General features: G+C 57.2%; 17 protein-coding genes. 16 read left to right on the top strand and 1 reads right to left on the bottom strand.

Annotated features, from left to right (window positions below; translation table 11 throughout):
• Positions 1-98: 98 nt before the first annotated feature.
• Positions 99-1,202 (bottom strand): cytochrome c oxidase subunit II, encoded by a 1,104-nt coding sequence (coxB, locus tag ACIQ0G_RS05325; RefSeq protein ID WP_397577007.1) that lies wholly within the window; start codon positions 1,200-1,202, stop codon positions 99-101.
• Between the two features lie 228 nt (positions 1,203-1,430).
• On the opposite strand from coxB, the gene pyrE reads away from it, so the two are divergent.
• The 16 genes from pyrE to ACIQ0G_RS05245 all read left to right on the top strand — a co-directional run bounded on the left by pyrE (position 1,431) and on the right by ACIQ0G_RS05245 (position 16,171).
• Positions 1,431-2,012 (top strand): orotate phosphoribosyltransferase, encoded by a 582-nt coding sequence (pyrE, locus tag ACIQ0G_RS05320; RefSeq protein ID WP_397577006.1) that lies wholly within the window; start codon positions 1,431-1,433, stop codon positions 2,010-2,012.
• A complete protein-coding gene (locus ACIQ0G_RS05315) occupies positions 2,009-2,749 on the top strand; it encodes a pyridoxine 5'-phosphate synthase (protein WP_397577005.1) in 741 nt (246 codons plus the stop codon). The genes pyrE and ACIQ0G_RS05315 overlap by 4 nt, the downstream gene beginning before the upstream one ends.
• The gene (gene acpS, locus ACIQ0G_RS05310) at positions 2,746-3,156 is read left to right on the top strand and encodes a holo-ACP synthase (protein ID WP_397577004.1); all 411 of its coding nucleotides are present in this window, start codon (positions 2,746-2,748) and stop codon (positions 3,154-3,156) included. Before ACIQ0G_RS05315 ends, acpS begins: the two co-directional genes overlap by 4 nt.
• A complete protein-coding gene (gene lepB, locus ACIQ0G_RS05305) occupies positions 3,153-4,097 on the top strand; it encodes a signal peptidase I (protein ID WP_397577003.1) in 945 nt (314 codons plus the stop codon). The genes acpS and lepB overlap by 4 nt, the downstream gene beginning before the upstream one ends.
• 64 nt (positions 4,098-4,161) lie before the next feature.
• On the top strand, positions 4,162-5,226 hold the full coding sequence (locus ACIQ0G_RS05300) for an AI-2E family transporter (protein WP_397577008.1): 1,065 nt from the start codon (positions 4,162-4,164) through the stop codon (positions 5,224-5,226).
• Positions 5,227-5,235: 9 nt separating this feature from the next.
• Complete coding sequence (locus ACIQ0G_RS05295) at positions 5,236-5,505, top strand: hypothetical protein (RefSeq protein WP_397577002.1); 270 nt, start codon at positions 5,236-5,238, stop codon at positions 5,503-5,505.
• Positions 5,506-5,546: 41 nt separating this feature from the next.
• Positions 5,547-7,358 (top strand): ABCB family ABC transporter ATP-binding protein/permease, encoded by a 1,812-nt coding sequence (locus ACIQ0G_RS05290; RefSeq protein WP_397577001.1) that lies wholly within the window; start codon positions 5,547-5,549, stop codon positions 7,356-7,358.
• 79 nt (positions 7,359-7,437) lie between these two features.
• Positions 7,438-9,204, top strand: coding sequence for a DNA helicase RecQ (gene recQ / locus ACIQ0G_RS05285; protein ID WP_397577000.1), 1,767 nt, complete (start codon positions 7,438-7,440; stop codon positions 9,202-9,204).
• 106 nt (positions 9,205-9,310) lie between these two features.
• Positions 9,311-9,742, top strand: coding sequence for a TIGR01244 family sulfur transferase (locus ACIQ0G_RS05280; protein WP_395628385.1), 432 nt, complete (start codon positions 9,311-9,313; stop codon positions 9,740-9,742).
• Positions 9,742-10,170 carry a hypothetical protein gene (locus tag ACIQ0G_RS05275; protein ID WP_397576999.1) on the top strand — a complete coding sequence of 143 codons (429 nt, stop codon included), beginning with the start codon at positions 9,742-9,744 and terminating at the stop codon, positions 10,168-10,170. The genes ACIQ0G_RS05280 and ACIQ0G_RS05275 overlap by 1 nt, the downstream gene beginning before the upstream one ends.
• Positions 10,163-11,059: a sterol desaturase family protein gene (locus tag ACIQ0G_RS05270; RefSeq protein ID WP_397576998.1), complete on the top strand. Its 897-nt coding sequence runs from the start codon at positions 10,163-10,165 to the stop codon at positions 11,057-11,059. The genes ACIQ0G_RS05275 and ACIQ0G_RS05270 overlap by 8 nt, the downstream gene beginning before the upstream one ends.
• 66 nt (positions 11,060-11,125) lie before the next feature.
• The gene (locus ACIQ0G_RS05265) at positions 11,126-12,712 is read left to right on the top strand and encodes a GMC family oxidoreductase (RefSeq protein WP_397576997.1); all 1,587 of its coding nucleotides are present in this window, start codon (positions 11,126-11,128) and stop codon (positions 12,710-12,712) included.
• Between the two features lie 41 nt (positions 12,713-12,753).
• Positions 12,754-14,160: a threonine synthase gene (gene thrC, locus ACIQ0G_RS05260; RefSeq protein WP_397576996.1), complete on the top strand. Its 1,407-nt coding sequence runs from the start codon at positions 12,754-12,756 to the stop codon at positions 14,158-14,160.
• A gap of 3 nt (positions 14,161-14,163) precedes the next feature.
• Positions 14,164-15,042, top strand: coding sequence for a class I SAM-dependent methyltransferase (locus ACIQ0G_RS05255; protein WP_397576995.1), 879 nt, complete (start codon positions 14,164-14,166; stop codon positions 15,040-15,042).
• Between the two features lie 8 nt (positions 15,043-15,050).
• Positions 15,051-15,419 carry a dihydroneopterin aldolase gene (locus ACIQ0G_RS05250; RefSeq protein WP_395634443.1) on the top strand — a complete coding sequence of 123 codons (369 nt, stop codon included), beginning with the start codon at positions 15,051-15,053 and terminating at the stop codon, positions 15,417-15,419.
• Positions 15,416-16,171: an SDR family oxidoreductase gene (locus ACIQ0G_RS05245; RefSeq protein ID WP_397576994.1), complete on the top strand. Its 756-nt coding sequence runs from the start codon at positions 15,416-15,418 to the stop codon at positions 16,169-16,171. Before ACIQ0G_RS05250 ends, ACIQ0G_RS05245 begins: the two co-directional genes overlap by 4 nt.
• Positions 16,172-16,286: the final 115 nt, after the last annotated feature.

Raw genomic sequence — 16,286 nt, 5'->3', positions numbered from 1 at the left:
AGCGCGCGAAGAAGCCTGGCTTGTGATCCGCGTCATGATGGTCATGCGCGTGGAGGTCTGTACCTGTTGCGGCAATCGTGGTCATCAGTCTGGCCTTTTTACTTGGTTGGCGCTGCGGCAGGCGCAGCGACTGGGTCAGTGGTTGGTGCAGGTGCTGCAGGGGCAGCTACTGCTGGCGCTGCTGGAGCAGGCTTTTCAGCGCCGGGCATCGTGCCGCCTTGCGCCTTAACCCATGCCGCAAACTTTTCTGGCGGCAGTGCTTCTACAACGATGGGCATGAAAGCATGCCGTGCACCGCAAAGCTCCGAACATTGTCCGAAATAGACGCCTGGTTTCGTGATCGTGAGCGACTTTTCGTTCAAACGGCCGGGGACGGCATCAAGCTTGAACCAAAGCGATGGTACGGCAAAGGCGTGGATTACGTCTGCGGCCGTTGTCTGAATGCGGATCGGAACGCCCGCTGGTACAACCATACGATTGTCTACGGCCATCAACTTGGGGCCGTCATTTTCAGCACGGAAGCGCTCACCCTTGGCAGCGTCGCCTTGCTCTTTGAGCATGTTGGACACAACTTCAAAGCCGCCATGGTCAGGATAAGTGTAACCCCAATACCATTGATAGCCAGTTGCCTTAACGGTCACGGCGTCTGCCGGTGCTGGCTTGAACTGCTTGGCAAGCAAGTCGAGCGATGGGTAAGCAATGCCGAGAAGGATGAGGACTGGAACCAGCGTCCAAACAACCTCAATAAAGGTATTGTGCGTCGTCTTTGAAGGGACGGGGTTTGCGCGGCGATTGAAGCGCACGATCACCCAAAGCAGCAAGCCAAGAACGAAGAGCGAAATGATCGTGATAATCGGCAACAAAATGGCGTTGTTAATCCATTTCGCATATTGGCCGTTCTCGGTGAACTGTTCCTGAAAATCGATTTCCTTCGGCTTCGGCATACCGACGCTGTTGGCATAGTCAGGACGCAGCGGCGTGTAGCCAGGAAGCGAACCATCCATCGATTTTGGTGCAGCGGCGGCGGCTGGCGCTGCTTCTGCTTCAGCGGCAACAGGTGCTGCTGCGGCGGGTGTTGCTACAACCGGTGCAGCCACTTCTTTCGTGACTGGCGCAGGCGCGGGATTCGCAGGTTGCGCCAATGCCAATGACGGCATTGCCATGGCAGCCATTACAACCAGAAATTTCTTCAACATAATCATCAATTTAGCCCCGTATTCTTGGTGCGACGCAGAAATATTGCGTAGGCCTGACCCCCCGCTGGAAGGTCGGACTCGCGCGACCTATAGGCGCGCTTATCTGAACCCTCAAGCGGTCGATTAATGATTTTTAGCATTTAATTGCTCCACTCTTCTACCTATTTGCGTTGCAATCCGCTAAACGGAAGATGCAAAACACAACATTCGCCAGCCAGGAAAAATCTCCCCATCATGACCGAAGATGAAATATTATCTGAATTCCGTAGCGTCGACGCACTGCTCGAAGGACATTTCCTGCTGTCGTCCGGCCGCCACAGCGCTTATTATCTTCAGTGCGCACGCCTGCTGATGAACCCTGAGCGTGCGGGGCGCATTGCCTTGGCACTGACACAAAAAATGCCGCGCGATCTGCGAAACGAGATCCAAGCCGTCATTTCCCCGGCCATGGGTGGCCTGATCATCGGCCATGAAATGGGTCGCGCGCTGGGCGTTGATGCGATGTTCGTGGAACGTCCCGATGGCATCTTTGGTCTGCGCCGCGGCTTTGCGATCGCACCCGGCACCAAAATCCTGATGATGGAAGATGTCGTAACGACCGGCCTTTCATCGCGTGAGGCTATTGCGGCGATCGAAGCCGCCGGCGGTCATGTCATCGCCGCTGGCGCAGTGGTGGACCGTTCGGCAGGCACCGTCGACCTCGGTGTACCCTTCTTCCCGCTTATTCAGCTGAACTTTCCAACCTATGCGCCAGATGAGTTGCCGCCCGAATTGGCGGCGACCGAGGCGGTAAAGCCCGGTAGCCGGAAGCTATGAAGATAGAGCATTCGTCTCGTCTGCGCCTTGGCGTCAATATCGACCATGTTGCGACGATCCGAAATGCGCGTGGCGGAATGCATCCAGATCCGATGCGCGCCGCCCATATGGTGGAGGCAGCGGGCGGCGATGGCATCACCGTCCATTTGCGCGAAGATCGCCGGCATATTCGCGACGCTGACCTCGACGCGATTATGCGGGAAATCCGCTTGCCCATTAACTTGGAAATGGCAGCAACCGACGAAATGCTGGAAATCGCGCTTCGGCATAAGCCGCATGCTGCCTGCATCGTCCCCGAACGGCGCGAGGAACGCACGACCGAGGGTGGGCTGGATGCCGCCGGGCAACACAATCATCTCGCGCCCATCGTCACGCGGCTGGCGGACGCGGGCATTCGCGTAAGCTTGTTCATCGAACCCGACGCCCGCCAGATTGAAGCGGCGATCCGCCTGAAAGCGCCCGTCGTTGAATTTCACACCGGCAAATATGCGCATGCAGACGGCGAAGAACGCGAAATAGAACTTCGCCGCATTGCGGACGCGGCCGCACTTGCGGCTAAAAATGGTATCGAACCACATGCTGGCCACGGCCTGACATTTGAAAATGTCCAACCCATCGCCGCCATTCCCCAATTTGCAGAGCTGAACATCGGGCACTATCTGATTGGTGAGGCGATCTTCATTGGCTTAGAGGAAAGCGTCCGGAAGATGCGGACGTTAATGGACCTCGCGCGGTGATCATCGGGCTTGGTTCCGACTTATGCAATATTGAGCGCATCGCGCATTCGCTTGAGCGCTTTGGCGAACGGTTTGAAAAGCGCGTTTTTACCGACATCGAACGCGCCAAAGCTGGCAAGCGACCATTCACGCGGGCGGGCACATATGCCAAACGCTTTGCAGCCAAAGAGGCTTTTTCCAAAGCTGTTGGAACCGGATTCAAGCATGGTGTGTTCATGAAAGACATCGGCGTCGCCAACGCACCGTCAGGCGCGCCAACGCTGGCGCTGACGGGCGGCGCAAAAGCGCGGCTCGACGCAATGATTCCTTCGGGCTATGAAGCCCATATTCATCTGACACTGACTGATGACCACCCATGGGCGCAGGCATTTGTCATTATCGAAGCGTTACCATCGCAAAAGGCATGACCAGTTTGACCACCGACAATATCGACCCCAATGTCCCCTCCACTCCAGCCCCTGAAAAACGCGGCTTGGCCTCTGCTGCTTGGGCGGAAATCAAAGGGATGTTCTGGCTGTTGATGGCCGTTCTTGCGTTTCACAGTTTCATTGCGAAGCCGTTTTATATCCCGTCAATATCGATGATGCCGACATTGCTGGTGGGTGACCGGTTGTTCGTGAGCAAATATCCTTATGGCTGGAGCCATGTGTCGCCCACCATTCCCAATCCGGTCGCGATATTCCACTGGCTGGTGCTGCGCGAGGAAGTGGAGGCGCTGGCCGTCCCGCTTCCGGAAAGCCAGAAGCGGGTCTGGGGCAAAATGCCGGCCCGTGGCGATATTGTCATTTTGACGCCGAAGGGCAAATATCAGGACTGGATCAAACGCGTCATTGGCCTGCCCGGTGACACGATTGCCTTGCGCGAAGGTCAGATTTTCCTGAACGGCAAGCCCGTTAGGCAGGACACCCAGCCCAATCTGGTTTTGCCTGTCGATGCCAACAATCCATGCAATGATTATGATTTCCCGGGCGCGCTGACGCGCGGCGATGATGGCGTCATGACATGCCATTTGCCCGTCATTCGCGAAACGCTGCCCAATGGCGTGCAATATGACACCATCGATGCCCGCCGACGCGAGACCGATGATATGGAGCCTGTAAAAATACCTGCGGGCCATGTGTTCTTGATGGGCGACAACCGCGACAATAGCTCGGACAGCCGCGTGCCAGAGGCGCTGGGTGGCCTTGGCGGCCCTGTATCATGGGATCGCATTGGCGGCCGCGCGGAAATCATTACCTTCTCTGTCGATGGCAGCACTGGCCTGAACCCGGCAACGTGGATTTCATCGCTGCGCGGTGACCGCGCGGGCACCAGCCTGCGTCCAAAAAAGGTCCGTTCAAGTGAATGATGTCGCGAAAGAAACCCCTGCCACAAAACCCGCCAAGGCGCGGCGCACCCGCCGAAAGCCTGCGGTGCAGGAAGACACATTTCGCGAAGAGGTTGGCCCGACCGAACTTTACGACCCCATAATCCGCACCGAGATCAAACGGGCGGCGGTCTGGATTGGCATGACCGCCTTTGTTGTTGGGCTTGTCTGGTTGGCGCAGCCACTATTGCTCATCATGGGCGGTCTTGTCCTTGCGGCGATGTTTGATGGCGGTGCGCGTTTGCTTGGCCGGGTGCTGCCCATCCCGCGCGGTATCCGCCTGACCATAGTTGTCCTTGCCGTATTCGGTTTCATGTATTGGACATTTGTATTTACCGGCTCCGAGCTTGCCGCGCAGGCCGCCAGCCTTCAGGCTATTGTCGAAACTCAGATTGAAACCATCGGCAACCGAATCGCTGCGGCCGGATTCAACATATCGGCAGAAGATGTAAAAGGCTTCGGCACGCAGATTTTGAACTCCGTCGGCCGCGTAACCGCCGCCGTTTCTTCGGTGGTCGGCACCGTGACCAACATGGCGATGATGCTTGTCCTCGCCATATTCATCGCCGCCGAACCGCGTATGTATGAGCGCGGCGTCGCGTGGATGTTACCGCTGGCGGAGCGCGAGCATTTCTATGTCACCGCCGCCAAAATGGGCAGCGTATTACGTCGCCTAATGGCCGGCCGGTTGCTCGGCATGGCGGTGGAAGGTTTTGGCACATGGATATTGCTCAGCCTTGGCGGCGTACCCATGGCGGCGCTTTTGGGTGTGCTCACGGGGCTGTTGGCGTTTTTGCCCAACATCGGCGCTATCGTATCGGGCGCACTCATCATCCTCGTCGGATTTTCGGCGGGTGTTGATGTCGGCCTCTATGCCATCTTCGTATATTTCGTCGTCCAGATGGTCGACGGCTATCTGATCGTCCCAATGGTCGCCAAACGCGCGGTCGATCTGGCGCCAGCGCTTGTGCTTGGCGCGCAGATCCTTTTCGGCGCTTTGTTTGGCATATTGGGGCTTGCACTGGCGGACCCCATCATCGCGATGATCAAGGTCGCGCTTGAGCGGCAATCGGAACGCAATGAAGCCCGCGCCATCCGCGAAGGAACATAAAGCAAATTTATGCTGCTGATTGTCTGCTTCTTTATGGGCATTGGCAATTTTGCCATGCACAAAGCAGTTTCAGAATCCGGACATCCCTTCGTTGAAGAAACCAAGCTTTATTTCAGCCCGCATTTCAGTCCCTATGGCAGCTACGCCATCGAACTGGCGTTGCTGATGGGCGCGCTGTGGTTTGCCAATGACGGGTCGTGGGCGGTCGCGCTGACATATGGGGTATATACGGGCATTAACGCGGTCGCGACATGGTTGCTGCTGTCGGGTCGCGCATGATGGGCGTTTGCGCTTTCGCTTAATCTAATTATACGGCCCTTGTGCCACCATTAGCCCCCAGTTCAGACGCCAAGCCCGATTTCGCCGTGATGCGGCGGTTCTTACCATATTTATGGCCAAAGGGTGAGGCTGGCCTGCGCGCACGCATCGTGTTTGCATTGCTGCTGGTGGTGGTGTCCAAGCTTATTCAGTTGAGCATGGCGTGGGTCTATGGCCAGGCGATCGACCGCATGGTTCCCGGCATGGAAGACAGCGTGGCAATCGCGATTGCGCTCGTGGCCGCTTATGCGGGTGCGCGTTTTGGCGGCGTCTTGTTCGACAATCTGCGCAACGTTGTCTTTGAGCGCGTCGGGCAAGAGGCCACCCGCCGCTTGGCCGAAAATGTGTTCAGCCATTTGCATAACCTATCGATGCGCTTTCATATGAACCGCCGAACAGGTGCGGTGACCAAGGTTATCGAACGCGGGACGAAGAGCATCGATATCATGCTCTATTTCCTGCTATTCAACATCGCGCCTACTTTGCTTGAGCTCGTTCTGGTCTCCGCATATTTCAAGATTGAATTTGGCTGGGGCATGGTTGCGGCGACGCTGATCATGGTGGTCAGCTACATTGCCTACACCACCGTCATCACCAACTGGCGCAACAAATTGCGCGAGGAAATGAACGAGCTGGATACGCAGACCGTCGCAAAGTCGGTCGACAGTCTGCTCAATTATGAAACGGTCAAATATTTCAACGCCGAAAAGCGCGAAACGCGCCGCTATGCCGAAGTCGTGCATCATTATGCAAATGCCGCCGTCAAATCGGAAAACTCGCTTGCCGCGCTGAACATCGGGCAGTCGCTGATCACCAATGTGATGATGGCGGGTGCCATGGGTTATGTCGTTTGGGGCTGGTCGCGCGGGCAGTTTACAACCGGCGACGTTGTCACCGTCAACACTTTGTTGGCGCAGCTGTTCCGGCCGCTGGATATGCTCGGGATGGTGTATCGCACCATTCGCCAAGGCCTCACGGATATGGCCGCGATGTTCGACTTGATCGATACGCCCGCCGAAATCATGGATAAGCCCGGTGCGCCTGCCTTGGCCGTGTCGGGCGGCGCGGTGGCGTTTGAAGATGTGCGCTTTGGCTATGACCCCGACCGGCAAATCCTCAATGGCGTCAGCTTCAAAATTGAACCGGGGCATACGCTTGCGGTGGTGGGGCCGTCGGGCGCCGGCAAGTCGACCATTGCACGGCTGTTATACCGATTTTACGACATCACCGGCGGCCGCATTACCATCGACGGGCAGGATCTGCGCGATGTGACGCAATCAAGCTTGCGCAGCGTCATCGGCATTGTGCCGCAGGACACCGTGCTGTTCAACGACAGCATCGGCTATAATATCGGCTATGGCCGTGAGGGATCGAGCCAGATCGAAATCGAAGAGGCCGCACGCGGCGCATCGATTCATGGCTTTATCGGGTCATTGCCGGAGCAATATGCCGCCAAGGTTGGCGAACGCGGGTTGAAACTGTCCGGCGGCGAAAAGCAGCGCGTGGCCATCGCGCGGACGTTGCTGAAAAACCCGCCGATCCTGATCCTTGATGAAGCGACCAGCGCGCTCGATAGCCGCACCGAGTCCGAAATTCAGGCGACGCTTGAACGCATTTCGGAACGGCGCACGACCATCATCATCGCCCACCGGCTGTCGACCATCGTCGATGCTGACCAGATCATGGTTTTGGATGCCGGACGTGTTGCCGAACAAGGGACGCATAACGAACTGCTACGCAAAGCCGGCCTTTATGCCGAAATGTGGGCACGGCAGCAAAGCGAAGCCGAAGAAGAAGCCATCCCACCGGCATAATCGCGCGCTATCCACAAGCGACTTGGTTTGAACACAACTGCACTCTGTCACTGACACTTCAGTCACGCTAGGGCATGGCATGGCATCCGTCGCTTCGTCCCCCACCCCATCTGATGTGTTGCACCGCATTTTCGGTTTTCCCGAATTTCGCGGGCAGCAGGAACAGGTCGTGTCACGGGTGCTTGCGGGTCAACGCACTTTGGCCATCATGCCAACGGGTGCAGGCAAGTCATTATGTTACCAATTGCCCGCGGTCATCATGGACGGCACGTGCATTGTCATTTCGCCGCTCATCGCGCTGATGCATGACCAAATGCGCGCGGCCGACGCCGTTGGCATTCGCGCGGCGACGTTGACATCGGCCGACGACAACCGCGCAGAAACGATCAGCCGGTTTCGTGCTGGCGACCTAGACCTGTTATATGTCGCGCCGGAACGGGCATCGGGGCAAGAATTTCGCACCCTGTTGCGTGAGACCAAAATCGCGCTGTTTGCCATTGATGAAGCGCATTGCGTTTCCGAATGGGGGCATGATTTCCGCCCGGACTATCGCCTGCTGCGTCCCTTGCTCGACGACTTTGCCGAAGTGCCGCGCCTCGCGCTCACCGCAACAGCAGACACCCACACGCGTGACGATATTGCCGAGCAACTGGGCATTCCGCACGATGGCGTCATGGTGGCAGGTTTTGACAGGCCCAACATACGTTATGCCGCCGAAGCCGCGCCGAACAGCGGCATCGCTGCGCTGGTAAAAGGCCTGCCGGGCGCGGGCATCGTTTATGCGCAGACCCGTGACCGCACTGAAAAGATTGCGGCCCAAATCGCAGAAACCGGCCGCAAGGCGCTTTACTATCACGCCGGTATGGAGCCGCAGACACGGGCGCGGGCGCAGGCAGAGTTTGTATCGTCCGAAGACATGGTGATGGTGGCGACGGTGGCGTTTGGCATGGGTATCGACAAACCCGATGTGCGCTTTGTCGTGCATGCTGGTCTGCCGAAATCGATCGAATCCTATTATCAGGAAAGCGGCCGCGCCGGACGCGATGGTGACCCGGCCGTGGCGCATATGCTGTGGTCTGCCGGCGACTTCACCCGCGCCCGCATGCGCCTGAGCGAGCTTGCCCCCGAACGGCGTGAGGCGGAATTGGCGCGTGTTGCCGCGTTGTCATATCTGGTCGAAACGGCGGGATGCAGGCGTGCAGTGCTGCTGCGTCACTTTGGGGAAAGCCCACCTGAATCATGCGGCAATTGCGACAATTGCCTGAATGCCCCCGACGTTCATGACGCCACCGAACTGTCGCGCAAGCTCTTGTCCGCCGCCTATCGCACCGGGCAGATGTTCGGCATGGGCCATTTGGAAAAGGTCCTGACGGGCAGCAAAGATGACCGCATCACCCAATTGGGGCATGACCAGCTTTCGGTGTTCGGAATTGTCAGCAAGGCAGAGGCAGCGATGCTGAAGCCCTTGTCTCGTGCCTTGCAGGCCCGCGGGGCAATGGTGGCCAATGAACATGGCGGCCTGAAATTGGCGGGCGATGCCCGCGCCATCATGCGCGGCGATCAAAATATCCAGATTGCGATCGTAAAGCCGGACAACAAGCGCCGCGCTGGTCGACCGGACAATCCCATTGGCAACCCGTTGTTTGAGGCGCTACGTGCCAAGCGCCGCGCGCTGGCCGAAGATGTGGGCGTGCCGCCTTATGTCATTTTTCATGACGCAACTTTGCGTGAGATGGCTTTGACCAAGCCAACCAACATCCACGCCTTAGGCCGGATTAGCGGTGTCGGCGCACGTAAGTTGGAAGCCTATGGCGAAGATTTCCTATCGGTCATCGCGCAGTTTTAGCGGGGCGTTTCGGGCCAATGCACGGTCCATTCTTGTTATCGATTGCAGATTAAAATAAGGCGAAGGGCAGATGACCGCTTTGTGCGGCAAATGATAGGATTTGCTGATGTTCCGTAAGTTGACAGACACGTTTTTCGCCGCGCCGCAAATCAGCCTTTCCGACGTGGCGGAGGCGAAAGCCGCGGGTATTTCGTTGATCATCAACAACCGTCCCGAAGATGAATCCGCCGACCAAACATCAGGCGCTGAAATCGCCGCCGCGGCGCAAGCTGCCGGCATCGCTTATGTCGCCATTCCTGTGACACATGCGGGCTTTGCCGAATGGCAGGTCACGGCCATGGCCGATGCCATTGAAAATGCAGACGGCAAGATATTGGCCTATTGCCGGTCGGGGACCCGATCGACTTTGTTATGGGCATTGGCCCGCGCGGCAAAGGGCGACCATCCCGCGGTCCTTTCGGAACAGGCCGCTGACGCAGGCTATGACCTGTCGCCCGTTGCGGCGATGATGGACATGTTGCGCGGACGGGCTTCTTGATGGCAGAATTGCTGCAACTGGCAGGGTCGATTGCATCGATTTTGTTTATTGCATGGCTCGCACGGTTTTGGCGCTTGGGCGGCGACGTCCGCATCCACAGCGAAGCGCAAGCACGTGACCTTGCCGAAGAGACGCTCTGTGGGTTCAATCCGGTAGACATCGCAATCGACAAAGCGGGTATAGCGGCATTGCTGCGTGACGATCAGGGCCGGCACCTGCTCATCCGTCGGCACGGTGTGCAATGGGCAGGACGTTTGCTCGACAGGCACAGCGAATCCCGTTTGGACCAGAATTTTCTCACCATCGGAACAGGCGAGAAGACATTTGGAACCATTACGCTCAATTTGGGTGAACACGCACCGTCATGGGCATCTGGCCTTCGGCATTTGAACAACGGTCCGCATAGAACGGGAAATACGCATGCCTGAACTTTTCAGCCCAGTAGATTATGCCATTCCGGCGTTCATCATCCTGATCATCGCAGAAATGCTGTGGGCACGCAGCCGTGCGCCAGAGAAATATGAACCGCGCGACACCTTGACGTCACTCGCGCTCGGCACCGGCAGCACCGTTGCAGGCGCGCTCACCGGCGCGTTGGTGTTCAGTCTGGCGATGTGGATGTACGAGAACCGGTTGTTCGACATTGGCTGGGTGTGGTGGGCGTGGCCCTTATGCTTTGTTTTGGACGATCTGGCTTATTATTGGGCGCATCGCACCGGACACCGCGTCCGCTGGTTTTGGGCCAGCCATGTAAACCACCACTCAAGCCAGCATTATAATCTCTCCACGGCGCTGCGTCAGACATGGACCGGGTTCATTGCCCTTGGCTTTATCTTCCGCATCCCGTTGGCGCTCATCGGGTTTCACCCGGCCCTACTGCTTTTCGTGGGTGCGTTTAACCTCATTTATCAATTCTGGATCCATACCGAAGCCATCAACAAATTCCCGCGCTGGTTCGAATATGTGATGAATACCCCAAGCCATCATCGCGTCCACCATGCGACCAACCCCCGCTATCTTGACCGCAATTATGCGGGCGTTTTCATCATCTGGGATCGCATGTTCGGGACCTTTACCGAAGAAGTAGACAGCGAGAAAATTCGCTACGGGATTGTCCGGCAACTCGGGACATTCAACCTGTTGTGGAGCGTGTTTCACGAATGGGTCGGGATATTCCAAGACCTTTGGTCGGCGCCATGGCGTCACAAATTGTCGTACCTTGTACGCGAACCGGGATGGAGCCACGATGGCAGCCGCGAAACATCGGGCACCATCCGTGCACGCTGGCTTGAAGCGCAAGAGGCAAAGGCCGAATAGCGCTATTTACACTCTTGCCAGTATTTAATCGTCCGCTTAAACCTTGGCGTTAGAGGAGCAGGCAACATGGACGAATTTGATATCATCGTGATTGGTGGCGGGTCAGCGGGCAGCGCTGCAGCTGGCCGACTTTCGGAAGGTGGCAAATATAAGGTCTGCCTGATCGAGGCCGGCGGCACCAACAACAATATGTTGATCAAAACGCCCGGTTTCATGCCGTTCATTCGCAACGGGTCTAACTATAAATATGAAACCGTTCCGCAAAAGGGCCTGAATGGCCGCACCGGATATCAACCCCGCGGCAAGGGCCTTGGCGGGTCTAGCGCGATTAACGCGATGGTGTACATCCGTGGCCACAAATACGATTATGACAATTGGGCCGCACTGGGTTGCGATGGCTGGTCCTATGACGAGGTATTGCCCTATTTCAAACGCTGCGAAGACAATGAACGCGGTTCTGATGCCTTTCACGGATCAGGCGGGCCGCTGTCTGTTTCTGACCAACGCTGGCCGCAAGCCGGAAGCCTTGCCTTCATCGAAGCGGCTGCCGAGTTGCAGTTGCCGGTCAATAATGACTTCAACGGCGCGACGCAGGACGGCTTTGGCCTGTATCAGGTCACGCAAAAGGGTGGTGAACGCTGGACCGCCGCGCGCGCCTATGTCGAACCGGCACGGGACCGGATGGAAGTCATTACCGGCGCACTGACCGAAAAGATCATCGTCGAAAACGGACGCGCCACAGGCGTTGTCATTCGCCAAGGCCGAAGCAAAAAACGCACGATCAAGGCACGCGGCGCTGTTATTTTGTCCGCAGGCGCGTTTGGATCGCCGCAAATTTTGATGCTGTCGGGCATTGGTCCCGCCGACCATCTGCGCAGCGTCGGTGTGGATGTCGTCCATGATAAGCACGCTGTCGGCGCCGACCTGCAAGATCATATCGATTATGTTTCCAGCTTTGAAACGCAGTCAAAGGACGACTTTTTCGGGGATTCGCTGGCCGGCACCGTAAAGATGGTAAAGGCGATTATCGAACATCGCCGCAAGCGCACTGGCGTGATGACCACCTGCTTTGCCGAAGCGGGCGGATTTTGGCGTTCGGACGCAAGCTTGCCGGCACCCGACATTCAATATCATTTCGTCCCCGCCATGTTGGAAGATCACGGCCGTTCTAAAGTGAAAGGCCATGGGTTCAGTTGCCATGCCTGCGTCTTGCGGCCCGAAAGCCGCGGCACGGTGCGCCTCGCATCAACCGATGCAAGTGCGGCCCCGCTGATTGACCCGGCATTTTTGAGCGATGACCGCGACATGGCCACATTGCGCAGTGGCGTGCGCGCCATGCACCGGATTTTCGAAGCACCTGCGCTTGCCGTTTATGGCGGAAAGAATCGCCATCCTGTCGATCTGAATGACGATGCCGCCTTGGATGATCTGATCCGCAGTCGCGCGGATACCGTATACCATCCCGTCGGCACGTGCCGGATGGGGCCCAATGCGGACGATGTTGTCGACTCGCGCTTGAAATATCGTGGCATCGAAGGGCTGTATGTCGCGGATGCCAGCATCATGCCGCGCCTCGTTTCCGGTAACACAAATGCGCCAAGCATCATGATCGGTGAAAGATGTGCCGAATTTGTCCGGGCTGATTTGCAATAATCTTGCCTAAATGCGGCGTCGCGGGTAACCGCGTGCGCGCTATGACGATTAACGGAACAGATTATATCAGCACCCGCGGCAATGCGGACGCGCTCGATTTTGCAGGCGTCACCCTAACGGGTCTGGCCCGAGATGGCGGACTATATGTCCCGCGCCATTGGCCGCAATTTTCGACAGAAGATATAAAAGCGATGCGCGGCCTGTCTTATGTCGAGTTGGCTGCGCGCGTTATGGCGCCATTTACTGCGGGTGTGTTGAGCGAATCTGAGCTCAAAGGCCTGTGTGCAACAGCTTATGGTTCCTTTGCCCATTCGGCGATCACGCCGCTGGTGCAACTTGATGGGCAGCATTGGCTGCTTGAGCTGTTTCACGGGCCAACCTTGGCATTTAAGGACGTTGCGCTTCAGTTGCTTGGGCAATTGTTTGAACGCTTCTTGTCGGGCACGGATAAAAAACTGACCATTGTCGGCGCGACATCCGGCGACACAGGATCAGCGGCAATCGATGCCGTTGCCGGACGCGCGCAAATCGAAATCTTCATGCTGCACCCGCATAACCGCGTCTCTGACGTGCAGCGACGGCAGATGACAACCATCCTTGCGCCCAATGTCCACAACATCGCGATTGAGGGCAGCTTCGACGACGCGCAGGCAATGGTAAAGCGGATGTTCAGTGACAAGGACGTCAATGGCCCACTGACTTTATCAGCCGTAAACTCGATCAACTGGGCCCGTCTGATGGCGCAGGTGGTATATTATTTCTACGCCGCGCTGCGATTGGGCGGACCTGAGCGTAAAATTGCTTTTTCCGTCCCGACCGGAAACTTTGGCGATGTGTTTGCCGGCTATGTTGCCGCGCAAATGGGCTTGCCGATTGAACAGCTGATTGTTGCCACCAACATCAACGACATTTTGCATCGCGCCCTGTCAAAGGGTGACTATTCGGTGTTGGGCGTAACGCCGACCGCAGCGCCATCGATGGATATTCAGGTGTCGAGCAATTTTGAACGGCTGCTGTTCGACCTTGAAGGTCGCGATGGATCGACAACCGCAGCGCGGATGAAATGGTTCGAACAAATGGGCAAAATGGTTCTGTCGCCCGACATGCGGAAGAAATCTGCTTTGTTGTCGAGCGCGCGCGCCGATGCGGACCAGATGGCCGCCGCCATGCGCTGGGCCTATGGCGCGGCGGACCAGATTATCGACCCCCATACCGCCATCGCACTGCACGCAGCGCGGGCGTCGGGCATCAAACCGGAAACGCCTATCGTCACATTGGCAACCGCGCATCCCGCCAAGTTCCCGGACGCAGTAGAAAACGCAACCGGCGTTCGCCCTGCTTTGCCTGCGCGTGTCTCGCATCTGTTCGACCGCGAAGAGCGCTTTGATGTCTTGCCCGGCACATATGACGCCGTGCGTGACTATGTGCTTGCGCGCGCCGTTCGCTAAAATATGGAACAGAATTTCGTCACCCTGATCAGCGAGCCGCGCAGCGATTACACGCTCATCGATTCGGGCAATGGGCGCAAATATGAATCCTATGGTGACCGCCGCTTCATCCGGCCGGAACCGCAAGCGATGTGGGCGCCTGCGCTCGACGAATGGCCCGCAGATGCCGAATTCGTTCCCGGATCCGACGATGATGGCGGCGGCCGTTGGTACAACAATAAACCCGTTCCCATGGATGGTTGGCCGCTCGCATGGAATGATGAGGTGCGCTTTACCGCATCCTGCACGCCATTCCGCCACCTCGGCTTTTTCCCGGATATGGACCCTGTGTGGCGGTGGATGCGCGGACAATTGGCAGGCGTAACCGACCCCGTCGCGATGAACCTGTTTGGCTATACCGGCGTTGGCACCCTCGCACTGTCAGCAGCGGGCGCGCAGATGGTGCATGTTGACGCCTCCAAGAAATCGGTTGCGCAGGCACGATCCAATGCCGAAATGTCGGGCATGGCCGACCGTCCCATTCGCTGGATCGTCGACGACGCCGCCAAATTCGTTGCGCGTGAAGTGCGCCGGGAAAAACGCTATGACGGCATATTGCTGGACCCACCCAAATATGGTCGCGGTCCCGACGGCGAAGTGTGGCGGCTTGAGGAAGACCTGCCCGAACTGATCGCCAATTGCCGCAAGTTGCTTGATGCGGAATCAAAGTTTCTATTTCTGACCGTCTACGCGGTGCGCATGTCTGCGCTGGCGTTAGGTGGGTTGTTGGAATCCCATTTTGCCGACCTTGGCGGCAAGGTTGAATTTGGTGAACTCGCGTTGCGTGAACAGGGCCGGGGCATGCTTTTGCCTACGGCCATTTTCGCCCGCTGGTCACGTTAAGGAGTGATATGACCGATAGCCTCATTCTCGAAGTACATGACCTTGTCGTCAATGTGCTGACGGGCATTTACAGCCAGGAAACGCACCTGCCCCAACCGCTGCGTATTTCGATTAGCGCAACGTTGGATATTGCTCCGCATTATGCGCCAGACACGCCGTTGTCGGCCTCGAAAAATTATATGACGCTGAAAGAGGCCGCGACGCTTTTACCTGCAGATGTGCACTTCACGCTGATCGAAGCCGTCGCCGATCATATCATGGATAATTTGTTTGCGGACGACCCACGTATCAGCCACCTCGTCGTCAAAATCGTAAAACTCGCCATTGCCGAAGATAATGAATCGATTGGCATTACAATGTCGCGGAGCCGCAAGTGACAACGGCGCCGCTTGCAATTGTGACGGGCGGCAAGCGTCGGCTGGGTGCCGAAATCGCATCTAAACTTGCGGATGCGGGTTACGCGTTGGCACTGGTTAGCCATCTCGATTCACAGCCCGAAGAGAAGCTTCTGGAGACGCTGCACGAAAACGAGAGCGAATGGCATCGGTTTACCTTTGATCTGAGCACCGGCAACCCAGTGCATCTCGTGGAAAGCATAACAACGCATTTTGACCGTGTACCTCAGCTGCTGGTGAATAACGCCGCGATGTTTGGGCAGGATGATTGGGAGTCGATGTCGTTCGATACGCTGGAGGCGCATTTTCGGCTGAACCTGTTTGCTCCACTCTTGCTTGCCAAAGCCGTTGTCGATGCGGCGGGCGCTGACGTGCGGCCAGCAATTGTCAACATCCTCGACCAGCGCATCGTCAATCCGCCCCGTGACCAGATTAGCTACACGCTCTCCAAGCAAGCGCTCGCGGCGTCGGTTCGGTCGATGGCTACGTCATTTGCAGGACGCGCACGCTATAATGGCGTCGCACCCGGGCTCGTCATATCAACCGATGACTATAGCGAAGAACAAGAGGTGCGATTGGCGGGTATGATGCCATTGGGTGCGCTTCCATCGCCATCCGCTGTTGCCGATGCCGTGATCTATTTGGCGAAAGCGCAAGACGTCACCGGGCAAATCATCTTCGTTGATGGCGGAGCGCATCTGAAAAGCTTCGACCGGGACTTCATGCACCTTTAACGCACGCGCCAGACCACGATCCCCTTGCCTTTTTCGGGCAGCGGCTCAAGCCATTCCGGCACATTTCCCTTGGCAATTTGTCCCCACAGGCCCCCCGGATGTTTCTGGGCATAAC

It is taken from the genome of Sphingorhabdus sp., from assembly GCF_044354325.1.
In the GTDB taxonomy this organism is placed as follows: domain Bacteria; phylum Pseudomonadota; class Alphaproteobacteria; order Sphingomonadales; family Sphingomonadaceae; genus Sphingorhabdus_B.
The sequence above is the reverse complement of the archived record's forward strand: the minus strand, read 5'-3'. Positions and strand labels throughout refer to the sequence as shown.